Raw genomic sequence first — 18281 nt, 5'->3', positions numbered from 1 at the left:
TCAACCCTTGAGGCCAGCAAGCATGACACCGCGCACGATGTAACGCTGGAGAAGAAGAAAGACGACGAGCGTGGGAAGCGTGGCGATTGCCGCGCCGGTCATGATCATTTCCCACTGGATGGATTGCTCGACGGCGAAGCTCGAAAGCCCGACCGGCAGCGTGTAAAGCTCCGGGCTGGTCGCAACAATCAGCGGCCAGAAGAATGCGGTCCAGTTGCCGAGGAAGGTGAAGATCGCGAGCGCCGAGAGTGCTGGCGTCACCAGCGGCATGGCAACTTTCCACCAGATCTGGAATTCGTTGAGGCCGTCGACGCGGGCAGCTTCCAGAAAGTCGTTGGGAACGCCTTCGAAGAATTGCTTCATGAGGAACGTGCCAAAGGCAGTCATCATGCCGGGGAACATGATACCCCAGTAGCTGTCCAGCCAGCCGAGCTTGCTCGACATCAGATACCATGGGATCACCAGCATTTCGGTGGGGATCATCAGCGTGGACAGGATGGCGAGGAAGATGAAATAGCGACCGCGGAACTGGAATTTCGCCAGCGTATAGCCGACGAGACTGTCGAAGAAGACATTCGACAGCGTGACCACGACCGCAACGATCATGGAATTCAGGAACCAGCGCAGGAAGCGCCCATCGGCAAGGATAGTGACATAGTTCTGCAATGTCGGCTCTGCCGGGATCAGGCGCAGATCGTAGACCTGACCTGCCGTCTTGAGCGAGGTGGAGAACATGAAGGCCAGTGGTGTGACCATGATGAGGCCGCCGATGAGCAGCAGCGTCCATGTCAGGATGCGGCCGGGCCGCAGATTCTGGAATGGTAGCGGTTTGTTTTGAGCGGACGCTGTCATTTCTTTTCCCTCAGGATCCAGAGCTGCAACAGCGAGACGCAAAGCAGGATGGTGAACAGAACGACGGTTTGCGCGGCCGCATAACCCATCGCATAGGAGGAGAAGGCCGTCTGATAGATCATCAGCACCAGCGGCTTGGTGGAGCCGAGCGGTCCGCCAGGATCGTTCGTGGTCATGTTGTAAACCTGATCGAAGATGCGCAGGAAACCGATAGACGAGAAGACGACGAGGAACACCGTAGTGGGCTTCAGAAGCGGGATCGTGATCTTGCGCAGGATCGCCCATTCACCGAGGCCGTCAATGCGTGCGGCTTCATAAAAAGTGTTGGGAACAGCGCGCAGGCCAGCCATGAAGATAATGATCTGGAAGCCAAGACCGGCCCAGATGGACGTTGCCATGATGGCATAGAGACCCTGATCCACCGAGCGCAGAAACCCCTGCTGCGGGAGCCCCACTGCACTCAGAATATTGTTGATGAAGCCGATGGGTGCGGGCTGATAGAACCAGCGCCAGACCCATGCCATGGCCGCTGCCGTGGTGAGATAAGGCAGGAAATAGAGTGCACGGATAAAGCCGTGCATGATGCGCACGCGATCCAGAAAATAGGCGATTGTAAACGCCACCACGAGGCTTATCGGCGTGCCGACTAGCAGATAGGTGAAAGTGTTCTTGAACACTTTCCAGAATTCCGGATCAGCGAAGAGCTTCTGGTAATTGGCGAAGCCGATGAACTTCGGCGGGTTCATCAGGTCCCAGTCGGTGAGAGAGAGCCAGAAAGCCTCTATCGTCGGGTAAAAGCGGATGACCGAATAGAACAGGATCGGGAGGGCCAGAAAGCTCCATACCCAGATCAACCGTCTTGTGCGCATGGAAAGGCGATCCGTCAGGCGGTTGCCCGAAGGCCCCTTCCCTGTGCCGCCTGTTTCAGCCGTCCCGGCTACAGACATTGTCATGTTTCAAATTCCTTCGGCTACGGATGAGCCGTGCCGCGAGAAGAACGGCGAGGCCCTGCCCCGCCGCATTTCAAGCCTTTTACTCAGCCCTTACTTGGCTGCGTCGAGCACTTCCTGCTCAGTCTTTGCCGCCTGATCGAGGGATTCCTTGACCGGCTGCTTTTCGAGAATAACGCGATTAGCCATATCCACAGCGATCTGGCGCTGCTTCAGTTCATCCACGAACATGGTCGTGTGGGCATATTCCAGACCTTTCAGGAACGGGCCGTAGATAGGATCGGCAAGGTTCGCTTCCGTCAGAGCTGCCGAACGGCGCGCAGGCAGTTCGCCCACATCCTTCAGCCAGATTTCCATGGCTTCCGGCGAGGAGATGTAGTTCAGGAACTTCTTGGCAGCTTCAAGTTTTTCACCGCTTGCCTTGGCGCTGATGCCGTTGGCGAAATAGCTCGCATAGTTGGAGCGCACGCCTTCCGCATTGGCCGGAAGCTCTGTCACACCCCATTCGAAGTCCTTGATGGTGCGGAACGAACCGAGGCGGAAGGTGCCGTCGATAGTCATGGCTGCCATGCCAGCGCGGAAAGCAGCCTGGCCTTCATCCATGAACTTGACTTCGCCGACCTTATGTTCGGTCTGGAGGCCAGTATAGAAGGCAAGTGCCTTTTCGCCTGCGGCGTCATTATAGGCGACCTTGCGGTCATTGTCGGTATAAGGCTGACCGCCGAACTGGCGCACCAGAACCTCACGCCACCAATGCTGGTCCTGTCCCGGCATATCGAGCGTGATGCCTTCTGCCAGAAGATTTCCAGAGGCGTCGCGCTTCGTCGTCTTCTTGGCAGCTTCGACCATTTCATCCAGCGTCTTGGGCGGATTGTTCGGGTCGAGGCCAGCGTCGGCGAAGAGCTTCTTGTTGTAGAACAGGGCCAGCGAGCGCACAGCAGTCGGCAGACCGTAATATTCATCGCCGCGCTTCATCGCCGAAACAATCGGGAAGAATTCGCTCTCAATCTTGTCATGCGGGAACGTGTCCTGCGGCAGCGGCTGCAGAATGCCGCCAGCCACGAACTTGTCCAGCCAGCCGTAGAAAAGCTGCATCACGTCCGGGCTCTTGCCCGCCATCTTCGCTGCGATTACGCGCGTCTGATAGTCGTCGTAAGGGAACGTGACCTGCTTGACCTTGATGTCCGGATTGGCCTTCTCGAAATTCTCGATCAGCTTGTCCATCGCCTTGACGCGTGTCTCGAAGACATACTGCCAATATTCGATTTCGACAGCCTGAGCGGCATTGATCGCAAAGGTGCTGAGCCCCGCAACCAAACCTGCCAATAACAGCTTACGCATTTAGACCTCCCTAATGCCCCGCCCACCGGTACTCGAATGCGGTCGCCAGGCACGGCTGCGGCAGTGCTTCGCACAATCCGCATATTCCACCACATGCCGCGCAGATCGTGCGCAGCGCCCATTTCTCCCCATGCGGGAACCCACTTCCCCAACATGAGCCAAGGCAGTCTTCACCACCCTGCCTTTACGGTTCAATGTTGCGAGCCTTTTGTCAATAAGATAATTTAGTTGAATTAATATATTGCTGTTAAAAGCGGCTCGCGTTATCTCTTTTGACGGGAGACAGGAGGGACCATGACATCAAAATCAGATGGGCAATCCGAAGACGAACGTGGCATTACGCCTGTGACTGCACAGGGCGGGTCGCTTGCGGTTACCCTCGGCAAGAATCCCGAGCGAATCCGCGATCATAACCGGCGCGTGGTGCTTGATGTCGTTCGCCGTCATGGCCCTCTTGGCCGGATGCATATCGCCCGTCTTACCCATCTGACGGCACAGGCCATCGCCAATATCGTCGACGAGTTGGTTTCAGAGAATCTGCTCATGCAGCTTGGGCGACTGAAAACCGGGCGTGGCCAGCCGCCGATCCAGTTTGCCGTCAATCCCGAAGGCGCGATGACCATCGGTGTCGAAATGGGTTCGACGCATATGGTGACGACAGTGCTTGATCTGTCCGGCAAGCCGCGCACGCAGCACGTGCGCCCCATTCAGGATGTCGGCCCCGACAGACTCTCCGCACAATTGCGAAGAGAAGTCGATGCGGTGAAGGCTTCGTTTTCCGCGCGCCTGCTCGGCATAGGCGTCGTGATGCCGGGTCCGTTCGACATCGAAGGCATGAGTTCTGTCGGTCCGACCACCCTGCCCGGCTGGTCGGGGATCGATGCTGCGGCGGTTCTGAGCGAAGCCTCCGGCGAATCCGTTCTGGTCGAAAACGACGCCAATGCCGCCGCCGTCGGCGAACGCCTGTTCGGCGCCGGACACGCGATTTCCAATTTCGCCATGATTTATTTCGGTGCCGGTATCGGGCTTGGCATGATCCAGGACGGCGCACCGTTTCGCGGCGCTTTCGGCAATGCCGGTGAAATCGGTCATATCGTCATCACGCCCAATGGGCGCAGCTGCGCCTGCGGCCAGAGGGGTTGCCTCGAAACTTATGCCTCCCTTCATACCTTGCGGGAAAAGCTTCACGCAGCAGGGATTGAGGACACCGATTTTGACGCACTGGAAAAGCTGCATGAACAGCGTAATCCCGTCCTGATGGGCTGGGTGCAGGAAGCTGCCGACCATCTGGCACCAATGATTGCCATGATCGAAAACATTCTCGATCCCGAGACGATCATTCTGGGCGGCATGTTACCCGATGCGATCATTGATGACCTAATTTGGCATATGGGCGGCCTGCCGATTTCGGTCGCGAGCCGCCGCGCCCGTGCATTGCCGCGCGTCATCCGCGGACAGACTGGCCAGTTCACTGCCGCTTTGGGTGCTGCATCGCTGCCGATGTTCGAGGCCATGACGCCGAAGCTCGATACCAATCCGGAAATCTGACCATGCTCACCGCCCTTCAGCGCATCGAGCGCCAGAAGTCGTCTCCTGCCCTCGTCCGTCTGCATCGCGCTCTAAGCAGGCTGCGCTCGACCGTCACGCTGATGCATACGGGTGCGCACCCAGACGATGAGCAAAGCGGCCTGATGGCGTATTTGCGGTTCGGACTGGGTATGCGGGTGGTGATTGCCTGTTCGACACGCGGCGAAGGCGGACAAAATGCGCTTGGCCCCGAACGTGGCGGTGCGCTGGGCGTCATCCGCAGCCGCGAGATGGAAGAGGCAGCGCGCATTCTTGATTGCGATGTGCATTGGCTCGGCCATGGCCCTGATGATTCCGTCCATGATTTCGGCTTCTCCAAGGATGGCGACGGTACATTCACCCATTGGGGCGAGAAAAAAACCGTCGAACGGCTGGTCCGTGCCTATCGCACTGAGCGTCCGGATATTGTGCTGCCGACCTTTCTGGACGTGCCTGGCCAGCACGGTCACCACCGCGCCATGACACGGGCCGCGGAAACGGCGATATGGCTCGCTGGCGATCCCAACGCCTTTCCGGAACATTTTGCCGAGGGACTGATGCCATGGCAGGTGGCGAAGTTTTATCTTCCTGCCTGGTCGGGCGGCGGAGACACCTATGACGACGAGTTTCCTCCACCCGATACGACATTGATGATTCATGCCGCCGGCCGTGATCCAGTGACCGGCGCTGATTTCGACCGTATCGGCGAGTGGTCACGCGCCTGCCACGCCACGCAGGGCATGGGGCACTGGCCTGAGACACCAAAGGTCGAATGGCCACTGCATCTGAAACTACCGGAAAGCCGTGCTGAAACGACAATCCTTGAGGGATTTCCGGAAACTTTGGCCGCACTTGCTGAGGCCGATGGACTGACACTTGAAACCCGGAGGCAGCTTTTTGACGCTCACTCATCCATTGAGCAGGCAATCGTGGCTTTCCCCGACCGCGAAACCATTATCAAAAACCTGGTCAAGGCTGCGGAAAGCCTGAAGGCTGCTCTGGCCAGCGCACCAGAAGATTTCCTTTTCCGGCACAGACACAGGCTCGAACGCAAAAGACAGGAAATCGATACCGCCCTGATCCAGGCAGCGTCTCTATTCGAGCGGGCTTATCTGGAAGAAGCCATATTGCCTAGAGGTGGAGAAACCCGCCTTGTTGTCGAATATGGGCCTGGAGCAACAAAAGTCGCGGTAGAGACCGAACCCGCATTACCAGAAAGCTGTTCGATCACCTACGAGCAGCGGAATTCAGAACGAGAAATTCTGGCCGTTTCACTGGCGAAGAGCGCAGCACTTTCCCCGCTTTTCGAACCGACGTGGCGGTCACTCGGCTGCAACGGACAGGCCTACATCCGGCTAAGGGCGCAGTTTGACAATCATCTGGCAGCGTGCAGCTTCGATCTCGAAGAGCCGTTCACCATCGTTCCACCTGCCTCGGTGAAGATCGATCCGCCAGCCGCTATCATATCGGGCGAACAGCCCCCTTTGCCGATCCGGCTTATGGTGGATGGCGAGGCAGATCAAGTCACATTCACATCGCAAAACGGCTGGAATATCAGCTCGAACGGGCAGAATGCTGTCTTACATGGACCTTCCGATCCAGCACCCGACCTGACCTATCTGCAGGCATCGGTTGACGGAACTCCGGCGTGGCAGATAAATGTCACCAGCTATCCGCACATCGGCAGAACCGTCTGGCGCGAGCCAGCAGTGCTGCCGGTGCTCACGCTCGACGTGAAATTACCCGATGCGCGCATAGGCTATATCGGCGGCGGCGCTGACAATGTTGGCTTGTGGCTGAAACGCATGGGATTTGAGGTCACGGACATCGAGCCGCATCATCTTGCCGGTGATCTGTCAAAATTCACGACTATCGTGGTCGGCATATTTGCCTTCGGTCTGCGTGATGATCTTACAGCTGCGACGACCAAACTACACCGCTTTGTTGAGGATGGCGGGAATCTGGTAACGCTCTATCATCGGCCAACCGACGGTTGGCAGCCGGATCGGACACCTCCGCGAAAACTCACTATCGGTTCCCCGTCGTTGCGCTGGCGCGTTACAAACCCGAACGCACCGGTCACCATGTTAGTGCCTGAACATCCCCTGCTTGTCGGCCCCAACATTATTAACGAGCACGATTGGGAAGGCTGGCAAAAGGAACGTGGACTCTATTTCGCTTCTGGATGGGATGACGCCTACCAGCCGCTGCTTTCCATGCATGATGACGGGGAGCAACCGCTTTTCGGCGCACTTGTTTCAGCGACAATCGGCAAGGGCCGCCATACCCATACAAGCCTGGTCCTGCATCATCAGCTCGACAAGCTTGTTCCCGGCGCATTCCGGCTTATCGCCAATCTGGTACAACCTGCGGGATAGTTTCGCTCATGTCTGTTTCTTGAAATATTCATGACATCGAAGCTATCTTGGATGGAAAGTATTTCCTTTATATTTCATTTCACTAATTAATTTTTCTTGAGTTCCCTTCGTCGGGAAATTCGCTCTATCTCAACGTGTATTTGACTCATGGAGATGAATTATCATGCGCAATCTGGTACGTGTTTCTTTGACCGGTCTTTTCCTCGGTGCAAATTTTACAATGGCCTTCGCACAGGCAACGCCTGAACAGATGGAAATGGCTTATAATGCCGCCCGCAACCAGCTTGGCGTACTCCAGTACTGCCAGGAAAAGGGTTATACCGATGGCGGAGCCATCGAAATCCAGACAAAGATGATTGCGCTTATCCCTGCCCCATCCGACACGAGCAAGGCCGAGGCTGCTGAGGCAACCGGCAAACAGGGCAAGGTCTCTGCGATGGGCATGGAGCAGGACATTGCCACCAGCGCAAAGGCACAGAATGTCTCTGAGGAAAAGCTCTGCCAGACCATGGCCGATGCCGTTAAGCAGGCTGGCGCCCAGCTTCCGCAATAAGGCGGATCAAAGCGACCTCAGGAAAAAGAGCCCCGCGCAAGCGGGGCTTTTTGTTGCCTGAGATTTATATTCCAATTTGCTTAAATATATCATATCCCAAGATCGCAGTTTTTGTTTTAAATTCAGTACTTTATTAATCATATGCAATACTCATCTTCCGTTTACCATGCAACTTAAGAGGGTGCACATAATTGCCGCGTAGTTTGCTCCCAGGTCACAGCGACCACTAAACAAGCAAGAATGATCTCAGGAGCAACACATGACCAAGTTTTTCGCACGCTTCCGTAAGGACGAATCCGGCGCAACCGCCATCGAATACGCACTGATCGCCGGCCTCATCGCAGTCGTCATCATCACCGGCGCAACAACGCTGGGATCGAAAATCAGCGCGAAATTTACTTCGATCGCGACGACTGTGGAGAATGCTGGCGGCACCACTCCTCCTGCTGGCAATTAATAAACGCTACACGATTTAGAAAATGCAACCGCCCTTCGGGGCGGTTTTACTTTTGTGGGTCCTGTTGTCGCCTTCATGGGCAACTTTTGAAATCCCAAAGCGTTTAGTAAATATGTACCGTGCATATTTCACTGCCAGACGCGGAGATTTAAATACAGCTAGCCAAGCTAACACTCTGCAATCTTTATTGATTATGGGCTGCATATAGAAACGCGCATAATCCCTCTAAATAGTGGTTCGCCGCGTGGTTTTTGCGTATTCCAGCGCTGACCCCGGCCATTCGGGAGTAGCGAACATGTCATTGAAATCCATTTTACTGGCACTTGGTATCGGCGTCGCGGGATTAACACTCAGCGGCTGTGTTTCCGAGGGCTATTACGGCTCAGGCAATTACGATCCGTATTATGTTCGCGGCGGATATGTAGGCACGGGCGTCGTCTACGACAGTGGCGGCTATTATCGGAACTATCCACGCTATTACCGAAGCTCGCGCTACTATCGCGACCGCGATTATTATCGCTATCGTGACCGGGATCGCCCGGGCCGTCCGCCTCACAGCAGACCGGATCGCCCCCGTCCGCCACGGCCGGATCGTCCACCGTCAGGCAATGATGGTGGAGGTCGTCCGAATCCGGGCAATCTGCCGATTATTGAGCCGATCAAGCGTGGTCCTCATAACTGAAACAAAACACCCGCCGAAAGCCGGCGGGTGTTTTGCATAGAAGGAACCAACGTCAGAGCTTGATGACATATTCCTTACGGGTGGTCTCGATGACTTCCCAGCTTCCCTTGAAACCCGGTCGGATGACAAAACTGTCCCCCACCCCGACTTCCCGGCTTGGTCCGCCTTCTTCGCTGAGGACAGACCGGCCTGACAGGATGTGGCAGAACTCCCATTCGTCATACTCGATACGCCATTTTCCGGGCGTGCTCTCCCATATGCCTGCAAAGAGTGTGCCCTCGGCATTCTCCTCCAGATTCCACGTGCGGAATTTCGGATCACCGGAAAGAACGCGCTCCGGTAATGGCGCGCCGTCCTCCGGTTCGAGGCCGGTCAGGTCGAAATCGAGAAACCGGCTCATGGATCAAACCTTTGCCAGCGCCTGCTCGATATCGGCGATAATGTCGTCGGCGTCTTCGATACCAATCGACAGACGCACCACATCCGGCCCGGCACCTGCCGCCACCTTCTGCTCGTCGCTGAGCTGACGGTGGGTGGTAGAGGCCGGATGAATGACCAGCGAACGCGTGTCCCCAATATTGGCGAGCAGCGAGAACAGGTCGAGGCTGTCGACGAACTTCACGCCCGCGTCATAGCCACCCTTGAGACCGAAGGTGAACACCGAACCGGCGCCTTTCGGTGCATATTTCTGCTGGAGCGCATGGAACTTATCATGCGGCAGACCGGCATAGTTCACCCAGGACACTTTTTCATGACCATGCAGCCAGGAAGCTACTTTCAAAGCGTTGTCGCTGTGGCGCTGCATGCGCAGCGGCAGAGTTTCTGCACCGGTCAGAATCTGGAAAGCGTTGAACGGCGAAATTGCCGGGCCGAAATCACGCAGACCCAGCACACGGGCCGCAATGGCGAAGGAGATATTGCCAAAGGTCTTGTGCAGTTCCAGACCGGCATAATCCGGACGCGGTTCGGTCAGAAGCGGATAGTTGCCGGACTTCGCCCAGTCGAACGTACCGCCATCGACCAGAATGCCGCCCATGGAATTGCCATGCCCGCCGATGAACTTGGTCAGCGAGTGAACAACGATATCCGCGCCGTGTTCGATCGGGCGCACCAAGTAGGGCGATGCCAGCGTGTTGTCCACGATCAGCGGCAGGCCATTTCTATGGGCGATTTCGGCGATAGCCTCGATATCCACCACGATGCCGCCCGGATTGGCAAAGCTTTCAATGAAGATGGCGCGCGTCTTGCTGTCAATCTGCTTGGCAAAATCGGTTGGGTTGGTGGCATCGGCCCAGCGGACCTGCCAGCCGAAGGACTTGAACGACTGACCGAACTGATTGATCGATCCGCCGTAAAGCTGCCGCGCGGCGACGAAATTGTCGCCCGGCTGAAGCAACGTATGGAACACGAGTAGCTGCGCTGCGTGACCGGATGCGGTCGCAACCGCCGCCGTACCGCCTTCGAGTGCGGCAATGCGCTCTTCCAGAACAGCGGTCGTCGGATTTGTGATGCGCGTGTAGATATTCCCGAATGCCTGTAGGCCGAACAGCGAAGCGGCGTGGTCCGCATCGTCGAATACGAACGAAGTCGTCTGATAGATCGGCGTTGCGCGGGCACCAGTCGTCGGATCGGGCTTTGCCCCTGCGTGAACGGCAAGTGTTTCAATTCCGGGAGAGCGTTTCGACATCATTTCCTCCTATGTCCCAAACCCTAAATCAGGTCCGGACGTTAGGCGTTGCCACCAGGAAAGCAAAGGAGGATTTTCCGCCAAATGCCGGAATCGCAGAAATTAATTCCGAAAGTTCTTATTTGCCGATCAGGCGAGGATATTCGATAGCAGGACAACGATCCATGATGACGGTGACGCCTGCTTCTCTGGCCCGGTTTCCAGCTTCTTCATGCACCACGCCGAGCTGCGTCCACAAGACTTTCGGGCGATGCTTCAATGCAAGAGCTTCATCCACGATACCCGGCAGCGAATATGGTTCGCGGAACACATCCACCATATCCACCGGCTCTTCTATATCGGCGAGACGCGCCACGACATGCTGGCCATGAATATCCTTTCCTGCCTGCCCCGGATTCACCGGAATCACGCGGTATCCCTTGGAAAGCAGGAATTCCATCACGCCATTGCTCGGGCGCTCCGGCTTCGGTGATGCACCAAGAAGCGCGATCGTTTTGACGGAAAGAAGGATATCTCGGATCTGTTCGTCAGAAGGGTTTTGCATCTCAGTCTCTTTCAAGTGGCCGGAGCCAGCGCTTGCATGAAGGTAGCCGCTCCCTCTATTGATAAATAGATTTGGGAGGAACGCATGAATATCAATACCGCGCAGGAGCAGAATGTCGATATGGCGACGAAGCGCCAATCCTTAAGCCCCGTTATGAGCATTGAAGAGCTTCGCGCATTCATGAAGCGCGAGTTTCCGCAACTCGGAGACGCCTTCGAGATCACGGCAATTGATGGCGGTTCTGCATCCATGCGGCTTCATGCCGATGAACAACATCTGCGTCCCGGTGGCACGATTTCTGGCCCCTCGCTTTTCGCACTCGCCGATGTGACAGCCTATGCCGCCATATTGGCCCATATCGGCCCGGTGGCGCTGGCCGTGACGACGAACCTCAACATCAACTTTCTGCGCAAGCCCTCCCCCGGTACCGTCGAGGCCGTCGCCCATCTCCTGAAACTCGGCAAACGCCTTGCTGTACTCGATATCAGCCTGACCGACGGTACAAGCGGCGAGCTGGTGGCCCATGCAACGGCAACTTACTCGATCCCCCCGCATAAAAGCACCTAAAAAGACAAGGTATTATAATACCAAACTTATAACCACTTGAATTTATTGAATTTTTAAAACAAAGCTCCAAATATAAGGCTTGACGCCCCCTCGGACATTGTGTATCGACCCGCCAGCAGTGAGTAGAAGTTATCTTTTGCCCACTCGTTCGGGTTGGACACGATCCAACACAAGCAACAAAAAAAGCCCTGATTTTCAAGATCGGGGATTAAGTCAAGGAAGACTTCAATGGCAACTTTCTCTCAGAAGCCGGCCGAAGTGGTGAAGAAGTGGGTGCTGATCGACGCCGAAGGCCTCGTGCTCGGCCGTCTCGCCACCATCGTCGCCAATCGCCTGCGCGGCAAGCACAAAGCAACCTTTACCCCGCATGTTGATGATGGCGACAATGTCGTAATCATCAATGCCGACAAGGTTGTTCTGACCGGCAAGAAGTACACCGACAAGGTCTATTACTGGCACACCGGCCATCCGGGCGGCATCAAGGAGCGCACTGCTCGCCAGATTCTCGAAGGCCGTTTCCCGGAACGCGTCGTCGAAAAGGCCATTGAGCGTATGATCCCGCGCGGTCCGCTCGGCCGTCGCCAGATGAAGAACCTGCGCGTCTATGCAGGCCCGAACCATCAGCAGGAAGCTCAGCAGCCGGAAGTCCTCGACGTCGCCGCGCTGAACCGCAAGAACAAAGGGAATGCATAATCATGGCTGAGCAGCTCAACTCGCTCGAAGAACTCGGCACTGTTGCCAAGACCGAAGCTGCCGCTCCGGTTCACGTCCAGAAGCTGGACGCACAGGGCCGCGCTTATGCCACTGGCAAGCGTAAAGACGCCGTTGCACGCGTATGGGTCAAGCCGGGCACCGGCAAGATCACCGTCAACGACAAGGAATTCGAAAAGTATTTCGCACGTCCGGTCCTGCAGATGATCCTGCAGCAGCCGATCGTCGCTTCGAATCGCGCTGGTCAGTTCGACATCGTTGCCACCGTTGCCGGTGGTGGTCTTTCCGGTCAGGCCGGTGCTGTTCGTCACGGCATCTCGAAGGCCCTCACCTACTACGAACCAGGCCTGCGCACGGTTCTCAAGAAGGGTGGCTTCCTGACCCGCGACAGCCGCGTTGTCGAACGTAAGAAGTACGGTAAGGCCAAGGCTCGCCGTTCGTTCCAGTTCTCCAAGCGCTAACGCGCTTAGGGCCAGTTCTCCAAGCGCTAATATCTATCGCTTCAGAGCTTACGGAAAAGCGGACCTTCGGGTCCGCTTTTTTGTTTTCGCTCATTGTCGGATTTCAGCAACCCAACTGCGGATAGACTTGCCGTTTATCTCGAGCTGTTTCTCGGGCGATTGTTTATAATAATCGGGCGCCATCCCGGAAATCCAGTCACCATAGCTCGGATTGGGCAGCATGAAGTATTTCGTTCCGAAAGCTTCCCGGCTGGCCTCCACGAACGCGCGCCGCTGCTGATTACTCTTGTGATAGGTTGCAGTTCCAAAGTCGTTGAGATTATCCCCGACATAGACAACAACCTCATATCCCTCAGCCTTAATACTATCGAAACGGCCCTGCTTGTTGGACTGACCGCTATTCAGCAAAAGGGTTTTCGCTGACACGCCGGGAAAACCCAGTTTTCTTATATTTGCTGCAGTTGGCGCGTAGGATTTCACATCCCGGTTTGTTACATAGAACATCGTCCCGCCGTTTGAATTGACATGCCTCGCAAACTCTACGGCACCCGCGATGGGACGTGCTTGCTCTGCTGCCATCCAGCGCGCCCAGGTCTTCTCCGTATATGGCGCGCCTTGCTTGACGCGCCATCCCGCATAGGCGGTATTATCGATCATTGTCTCATCGAGATCGACAATCACAGCCTTTCGCCGTCCCTTCGTCGGTTTAGCCGCGTCGAAAGCCTGCCGCGCACCATTGAACGCCTGATAAGCCAGCGCATCATATTCGCCCGACTGTTGCATCCAGTTGATTGCGCTTACATTCTGCTGTTCCAGCTGATAACCGGCGCTAAGCTGGTTCGTTGCGCAGCCCGAAAGTGCAGCGGAACTAGTCAGAATGGCCGAGATCGCAAGAAATGTTTTTCGCATTATGTCCCTCCATGAAAGAGAGCCATTAGCGCCGAAGGTTTCCCGTACCTCAATTGCCGTTATGTGCCCTCAATATATTGGGCGACAGTGCGGCTTCATCACAGTTGCAAGCCGGTCCGATAGTCGTCATGAGTAGGAAAGTCCGAAGCATCTTCACGAACGGATAAGTACATGTCCTCGTCTGCAGCATCCAACCGCTTTGCGGTCACACCGGAGCCTCCCTATCTGATCGTCACCTTTGCGTCGCAGCGTGTCGCTGGCGACGACGATGGCTATGGCGACATGGCGGTACGGATGGGGGAACTTGCGGCGAAACAGCCCGGCTATCTCGGCATTGAAAGCGCGCGCGACGCGGAAGGCTTCGGCATTACAAATTCATTCTGGGCCGACGAGCAAAGTATCCGTGCATGGAAGCGCGATGTGGATCATCTGGTGGCGCAGAAGTTCGGGCGCCAGAAGTGGTACGAAACCTATCGTGTGCGTATCGGTCGTGTCGAACGCGCATATGGATTTGATGCCAAGAGCGAATGAAGACGCTATAGAAGCCAGACTATCATCGGGGAGACGACCATGCCCTCAAAGACCATCGACCATGCGATCACTGCCCGCAGCCTGACGAGTGCTGCAACGGATCCTACGCATGCCGGTGTGCTGTCGTTCATGCGGCGCGTATACACGAAATCGCTGAAGGGCGCAGAGGCGGTCGTCTGGGGTATTCCTTTCGATGCAGCCGTATCCAACCGGCCCGGCGCGCGTTTCGGACCTCAAGCGATCCGGCGAGCATCGGCGATCTTCGACAATGACCCGCAATACCCATTTCAGCGTGATCTCTTCGAAAAGCTGGCCGTCATCGACTATGGCGACTGCCTGCTCGACTATGGCAATCACCACAAAACCCCAGCCACCATCGAGCGTGAAGCAGCAAACATCCTGAAATCGGATGCATTCCTGCTAACCCTTGGCGGCGATCATTTCATCACATGGCCACTGCTCAAAGCCCATGCCGCAAAATATGGCCCGCTGGCACTTGTTCAGTTCGATGCGCATCAGGATACGTGGTTTGACGACGGCAAGCGGATCGATCACGGCTCTTTCGTGGCCCGCGCGGTGTGCGATGGCATTATCGATCCCGCTCACTCGATCCAGATCGGTATCCGCACGCACGCGCCGGAAGATTGCGGTATCAAGATCATTTATGGCCATGAGGTCGAAGACATGTCGGCGGCGGCGATTGCCGATGAAATCCTGAAACGCACCGATGGCAGGAAGACCTATCTGACCTTCGACATCGACTGCCTTGATCCGGCCTTTGCGCCGGGAACCGGTACACCGGTCGCAGGCGGACCGTCGTCTGCAAAGATGCTGTCCATCCTGCGCAAGTTGACGGCTCTTGACTTCGTGGGCGCGGATGTGGTCGAGGTTGCACCGGCTTACGATCACGCCGATATAACAGCAATCGCGGGAGCGACGATCGCAATGTACTATCTGGGCCTTCTGGCCGAACGGAAAGAACGACGATGAAGCGCGTTGCTTGTTCATAGATTGATTCAAGCAGCTCGAGAACTGATTCCGAATACTGTCGTAACTTTCTGAATTCAAAGGCAAAACGCATGAAACCGAAAATCTTCATCGATGGCGAGCACGGCACCACCGGCTTGCAGATTCGCACCCGTCTGGCCGAGCGCGACGATCTTGAAGTGATCTCCATCCCGGAAGCCGAGCGGCGCAACAAGGATTTGCGCGCCGACTATCTGCGCGCCGCCAATATTGCGATCCTGTGCCTGCCGGACGATGCCTCCAAGGAAGCGGTTTCCCTGCTCGAAGGCCATAACTCTACCCGCATCATCGATACATCGACCGCTCATCGCGTCCATCCGGACTGGGCTTACGGTTTTGCTGAACTGGCCAAAGGTCAACGTGAACGCATTGCCGAGGCGCGCCTCGTCGCTAATCCGGGCTGCTATCCTACCGGTGCAATTGCACTTGTCCGGCCGCTGCGCGATGCGGGCTTGCTGCCTGCCGACTATCCGGTCAGCGTCAATGCTGTCTCCGGCTATACGGGCGGTGGCAAACAGATGATTGCGCAGATGGAAGATGCGAACCATCCCGAGCATCTTGCCGCAAACAATTTCCTCTACGGCCTGCCGCTCAAGCACAAGCATGTGCCTGAGTTGCAGATGCATGGTCATCTGGATCGCCGCCCGATCTTTTCACCCAGCGTCGGACGCTTCCCGCAGGGCATGATCGTACAGGTTCCGCTGTTCCTGACCGAACTTGAGGGAACGCCATCGCTTGCAAAGGTTCATGCCGCGCTGACCGATCACTATGCCGGTCAGGACATCGTCGAAGTCGTACCGCTTGAAGAAAGCACTGGACTGGCGCGTGTCGATGCGGAAGAGCTTGCTGGCAAGGACGGCATGAAGCTTTTCGTCTTCGGCACCGAGGGTGATGGAGAGGTCAATCTGGTGGCGCTGCTCGACAATCTCGGCAAGGGCGCATCGGGCGCAGCCGTCCAGAACATGAATCTCATGCTTGGTAAAGCCTGATGACGAAGAAGCCGGTATTTCCAATAGAATGGAATATCGGCTCCTATGAGCCTCTGGCAGATACGCATTCAAGCCTCGTCTGGAAGGTCGAACGCATCGATCATTCGGACGAGGTTTTTGTCGTCAAGCAATTAAAGCCAGCCGGAATGGAAGAACTGCGCGGCGCGCATTATCTGGATTGGCAGGACGGCCATGGTGCTGCACGACTATACGGCCTCAAAGGCACATCGATGCTGCTCGAATATGCGGGCGACTATCACCTTGATGAGCACCTGAAACGCGGCAAGGATGCCGAATGTCTGCAGATATTCGGCGAAGTCCTGAGCGCGCTGCACACGCCCTCTCCTGCCTCTATACCGGCTGACCTGCAACCACTGGACAGGCACTTCTCCGGTCTCTTCGCCGTGGCGCACGAAAGTCCGATCTATGCAGACGGAGCGGCAACTGCAAAGCGCCTTCTGGCAACGCCGCACAAGGCCATTCCGCTGCATGGTGATATTCACCATGAGAACATCATCAGGGGACCACGTGGTTGGCTCGCCATCGACCCGCACGGGCTTGTCGGCGATGCCGCCTTCGATGCAGCAAATATATTCTACAATCCGCTCGACCGGGATGATCTCTGCCTCGACCTCGAACGAGCCCGGCACACGGCAGAGCATTTCGCACCGATCATCGGGCGCGAACCCGCCTACATTCTGGATTATGCCTTCGCCTATGGCTGTCTGTCAGCCGCGTGGCACCGCGAAGACGGCAATGACACAGACGAAGCGCGGGAACTGAAGATCGCGTCCGCGCTCAAGCACCTGCGCCAGACGGCTTATCCTTCATAGGCACCTTTGGTTGCACGCCAGTGCGCAACCGCGAAGGCCAGCACGATCAGCGCAAAGAACTGGTGCGTCAGGCCCAGATGCAGTGGAACGCTCATCAGAAGCGTGGCAATGCCGATGACAGCCTGTATGAGAACCAGTCCGACGAGAACGATAGTGCGGCGCGCATGGGTCGTGCCCGGAACCTGCTTCCAAACCTGCAAGGAATGCAGGACCGTCAGAACCAGAACCGTATAGGCGAACATGCGGTGCACGAACTGCACCGTCTTCGGGTTTTCGAACAGGTTGCGCCACCATGGCGACTGAATGAACAGATCGGACGGGATGACGGCGCCATCCATCAGCGGCCAGGTATTATAGGTCAGGCCGGCATGAAGCCCGGCCACCAGACCACCCAGATAAATCTGCACTAGTACGGCAAACACGATCCATCCGGCAAAGCGCTGGATCGACCTTTCTGCCGGTCGCTCACTGTAGGTGACAAGCCCGCGCGCAATATAGAACACCGCTGTGATGATGATACAGGCTGTCGTCAGATGGATCGCCAGACGATACTGGCTAACACTTGTCAGCTCACTGAGACCGGAAGCGACCATCCACCAGCCGATAGCGCCTTGCAGGCCGCCGAGTGCAAGCAGGCCCAGCATGCGGTATTTGAGGCCGCCCTTGAGACGCCCTGTCACCCAGAAGAAAGCCAGCGGAACAGCAACCAGAAAACCGACAAAGCGCGCCAGCATACGGTGCGCCCACTCCCACCAGAAGATCGACTGAAAGGCTTCAAGGGACATGCCCTTGTTGATCTGCTGGTATTGCGGAATCTGGCGATACTTGTCGAACTCCTCCAGCCATTCGGCGTGGTTGAGCGGCGGAATGACACCGTGAATGGGTTTCCATTCGGTGATGGAGAGGCCTGAACCTGTCATGCGGGTAGCACCGCCGACCATGACGATGGCAATCAGCACGACGAAAACCGCATAAAGCCAGTAACGCACAAGGCGACGGTCGCGATCCTCTTTCGATGATCTGGAACCCTGCCCTATACGCTGCGCCGTCGCTGCCGTCATGCCATTCACCCTTCGATAATAAGATGGAGGATACATGCCGCATAGGCGAAGCCGTTACAAGTTCGCCTCACGCGACATGCCGCCGCGTTTTTGCCCTTTCACTACCCCTTCTCACGCGCTAGTGGATTGAATTTGACGTTTGGTACCCGTCCGATATAAATCTCGTTTCAAACGTCAAATTCG

General features: G+C 56.4%; 20 protein-coding genes. 12 read left to right on the top strand and 8 right to left on the bottom strand.

The window, feature by feature from the left end; all coding sequences use genetic code 11:
• From F9K94_RS00860 to F9K94_RS00850, 3 genes are all read right to left on the bottom strand, one after another.
• Complete coding sequence (locus F9K94_RS00860; protein ID WP_010661134.1) at positions 1 to 852, bottom strand: carbohydrate ABC transporter permease; 852 nt, start codon at positions 850 to 852, stop codon at positions 1 to 3.
• Complete coding sequence (locus F9K94_RS00855; protein WP_407922026.1) at positions 849 to 1799, bottom strand: carbohydrate ABC transporter permease; 951 nt, start codon at positions 1797 to 1799, stop codon at positions 849 to 851. The genes F9K94_RS00860 and F9K94_RS00855 overlap by 4 nt, the downstream gene beginning before the upstream one ends.
• 96 nt (positions 1800 to 1895) lie before the next feature.
• Entirely contained in the window at positions 1896 to 3143 is a 1248-nt protein-coding gene (locus tag F9K94_RS00850) for an extracellular solute-binding protein (RefSeq protein ID WP_151643088.1), read from the bottom strand.
• 294 nt (positions 3144 to 3437) lie between these two features.
• Here F9K94_RS00850 and F9K94_RS00845 point away from each other — a divergent pair, with 294 nt between their 5' ends.
• The 5 genes from F9K94_RS00845 to F9K94_RS00825 all read left to right on the top strand — a co-directional run bounded on the left by F9K94_RS00845 (position 3438) and on the right by F9K94_RS00825 (position 8779).
• Entirely contained in the window at positions 3438 to 4691 is a 1254-nt protein-coding gene (locus tag F9K94_RS00845) for an ROK family protein (protein WP_151643086.1), read from the top strand.
• A gap of 2 nt (positions 4692 to 4693) precedes the next feature.
• A complete protein-coding gene (locus F9K94_RS00840) occupies positions 4694 to 7087 on the top strand; it encodes a PIG-L family deacetylase (protein WP_151643084.1) in 2394 nt (797 codons plus the stop codon).
• Positions 7088 to 7250: 163 nt separating this feature from the next.
• On the top strand, positions 7251 to 7640 hold the full coding sequence (locus F9K94_RS00835; protein WP_151643082.1) for a pore-forming ESAT-6 family protein: 390 nt from the start codon (positions 7251 to 7253) through the stop codon (positions 7638 to 7640).
• A gap of 259 nt (positions 7641 to 7899) precedes the next feature.
• Positions 7900 to 8097, top strand: coding sequence for a Flp family type IVb pilin (locus F9K94_RS00830; RefSeq protein ID WP_061347409.1), 198 nt, complete (start codon positions 7900 to 7902; stop codon positions 8095 to 8097).
• Positions 8098 to 8392: 295 nt separating this feature from the next.
• Positions 8393 to 8779 (top strand): hypothetical protein, encoded by a 387-nt coding sequence (locus F9K94_RS00825; RefSeq protein ID WP_061347408.1) that lies wholly within the window; start codon positions 8393 to 8395, stop codon positions 8777 to 8779.
• A gap of 52 nt (positions 8780 to 8831) precedes the next feature.
• Here the strand turns inward: F9K94_RS00825 and F9K94_RS00820 are convergent, their stop codons facing one another.
• The 3 genes from F9K94_RS00820 to F9K94_RS00810 form a co-directional block, all read right to left on the bottom strand.
• On the bottom strand, positions 8832 to 9179 hold the full coding sequence (locus F9K94_RS00820) for a cupin domain-containing protein (RefSeq protein ID WP_061347407.1): 348 nt from the start codon (positions 9177 to 9179) through the stop codon (positions 8832 to 8834).
• Between the two features lie 3 nt (positions 9180 to 9182).
• Positions 9183 to 10466, bottom strand: coding sequence for an O-acetylhomoserine aminocarboxypropyltransferase (locus tag F9K94_RS00815; RefSeq protein WP_041545197.1), 1284 nt, complete (start codon positions 10464 to 10466; stop codon positions 9183 to 9185).
• Between the two features lie 118 nt (positions 10467 to 10584).
• Positions 10585 to 11010 (bottom strand): CoA-binding protein, encoded by a 426-nt coding sequence (locus tag F9K94_RS00810; protein ID WP_151643080.1) that lies wholly within the window; start codon positions 11008 to 11010, stop codon positions 10585 to 10587.
• An 84-nt stretch (positions 11011 to 11094) separates the two neighbouring features.
• Between F9K94_RS00810 and F9K94_RS00805 the strand changes: the two genes are divergently transcribed.
• The 3 genes from F9K94_RS00805 (at position 11095) to rpsI (ending at position 12749) form a co-directional block, all read left to right on the top strand.
• Positions 11095 to 11577 carry a PaaI family thioesterase gene (locus F9K94_RS00805; protein WP_151643078.1) on the top strand — a complete coding sequence of 161 codons (483 nt, stop codon included), beginning with the start codon at positions 11095 to 11097 and terminating at the stop codon, positions 11575 to 11577.
• Between the two features lie 228 nt (positions 11578 to 11805).
• Entirely contained in the window at positions 11806 to 12270 is a 465-nt protein-coding gene (rplM, locus tag F9K94_RS00800) for a 50S ribosomal protein L13 (RefSeq protein ID WP_010661122.1), read from the top strand.
• Positions 12271 to 12272: 2 nt separating this feature from the next.
• Positions 12273 to 12749, top strand: a complete 477-nt coding sequence (gene rpsI, locus F9K94_RS00795; RefSeq protein ID WP_006466519.1) for a 30S ribosomal protein S9 — start codon at positions 12273 to 12275, stop codon at positions 12747 to 12749.
• A gap of 90 nt (positions 12750 to 12839) precedes the next feature.
• Here the strand turns inward: rpsI and F9K94_RS00790 are convergent, their stop codons facing one another.
• Positions 12840 to 13658, bottom strand: coding sequence for a 5'-nucleotidase, lipoprotein e(P4) family (locus F9K94_RS00790; RefSeq protein ID WP_061347403.1), 819 nt, complete (start codon positions 13656 to 13658; stop codon positions 12840 to 12842).
• Between the two features lie 171 nt (positions 13659 to 13829).
• Here F9K94_RS00790 and F9K94_RS00785 point away from each other — a divergent pair, with 171 nt between their 5' ends.
• From F9K94_RS00785 to F9K94_RS00770, 4 genes are all read left to right on the top strand, one after another.
• Positions 13830 to 14189 (top strand): antibiotic biosynthesis monooxygenase family protein, encoded by a 360-nt coding sequence (locus F9K94_RS00785; RefSeq protein ID WP_061347402.1) that lies wholly within the window; start codon positions 13830 to 13832, stop codon positions 14187 to 14189.
• Positions 14190 to 14228: 39 nt separating this feature from the next.
• Positions 14229 to 15179: an agmatinase gene (gene speB, locus F9K94_RS00780; protein WP_151643076.1), complete on the top strand. Its 951-nt coding sequence runs from the start codon at positions 14229 to 14231 to the stop codon at positions 15177 to 15179.
• An 89-nt stretch (positions 15180 to 15268) separates the two neighbouring features.
• Positions 15269 to 16204: an N-acetyl-gamma-glutamyl-phosphate reductase gene (gene argC, locus F9K94_RS00775; protein WP_151643074.1), complete on the top strand. Its 936-nt coding sequence runs from the start codon at positions 15269 to 15271 to the stop codon at positions 16202 to 16204.
• Positions 16204 to 17037, top strand: coding sequence for an aminoglycoside phosphotransferase family protein (locus tag F9K94_RS00770; RefSeq protein ID WP_151643072.1), 834 nt, complete (start codon positions 16204 to 16206; stop codon positions 17035 to 17037). The genes argC and F9K94_RS00770 overlap by 1 nt, the downstream gene beginning before the upstream one ends.
• Here F9K94_RS00770 and F9K94_RS00765 read toward each other — a convergent pair.
• Positions 17025 to 18098, bottom strand: a complete 1074-nt coding sequence (locus tag F9K94_RS00765) for a COX15/CtaA family protein (RefSeq protein WP_012092325.1) — start codon at positions 18096 to 18098, stop codon at positions 17025 to 17027. The two genes, F9K94_RS00770 and F9K94_RS00765, sit on opposite strands and share 13 nt — an antisense overlap.
• Between the last annotated feature and the right edge of the window lie 183 nt (positions 18099 to 18281).

The organism is Brucella tritici (assembly GCF_008932285.1).
Lineage (GTDB): Bacteria > Pseudomonadota > Alphaproteobacteria > Rhizobiales > Rhizobiaceae > Brucella > Brucella tritici.
The sequence above is the reverse complement of the archived record's forward strand: the minus strand, read 5'-3'. Positions and strand labels throughout refer to the sequence as shown.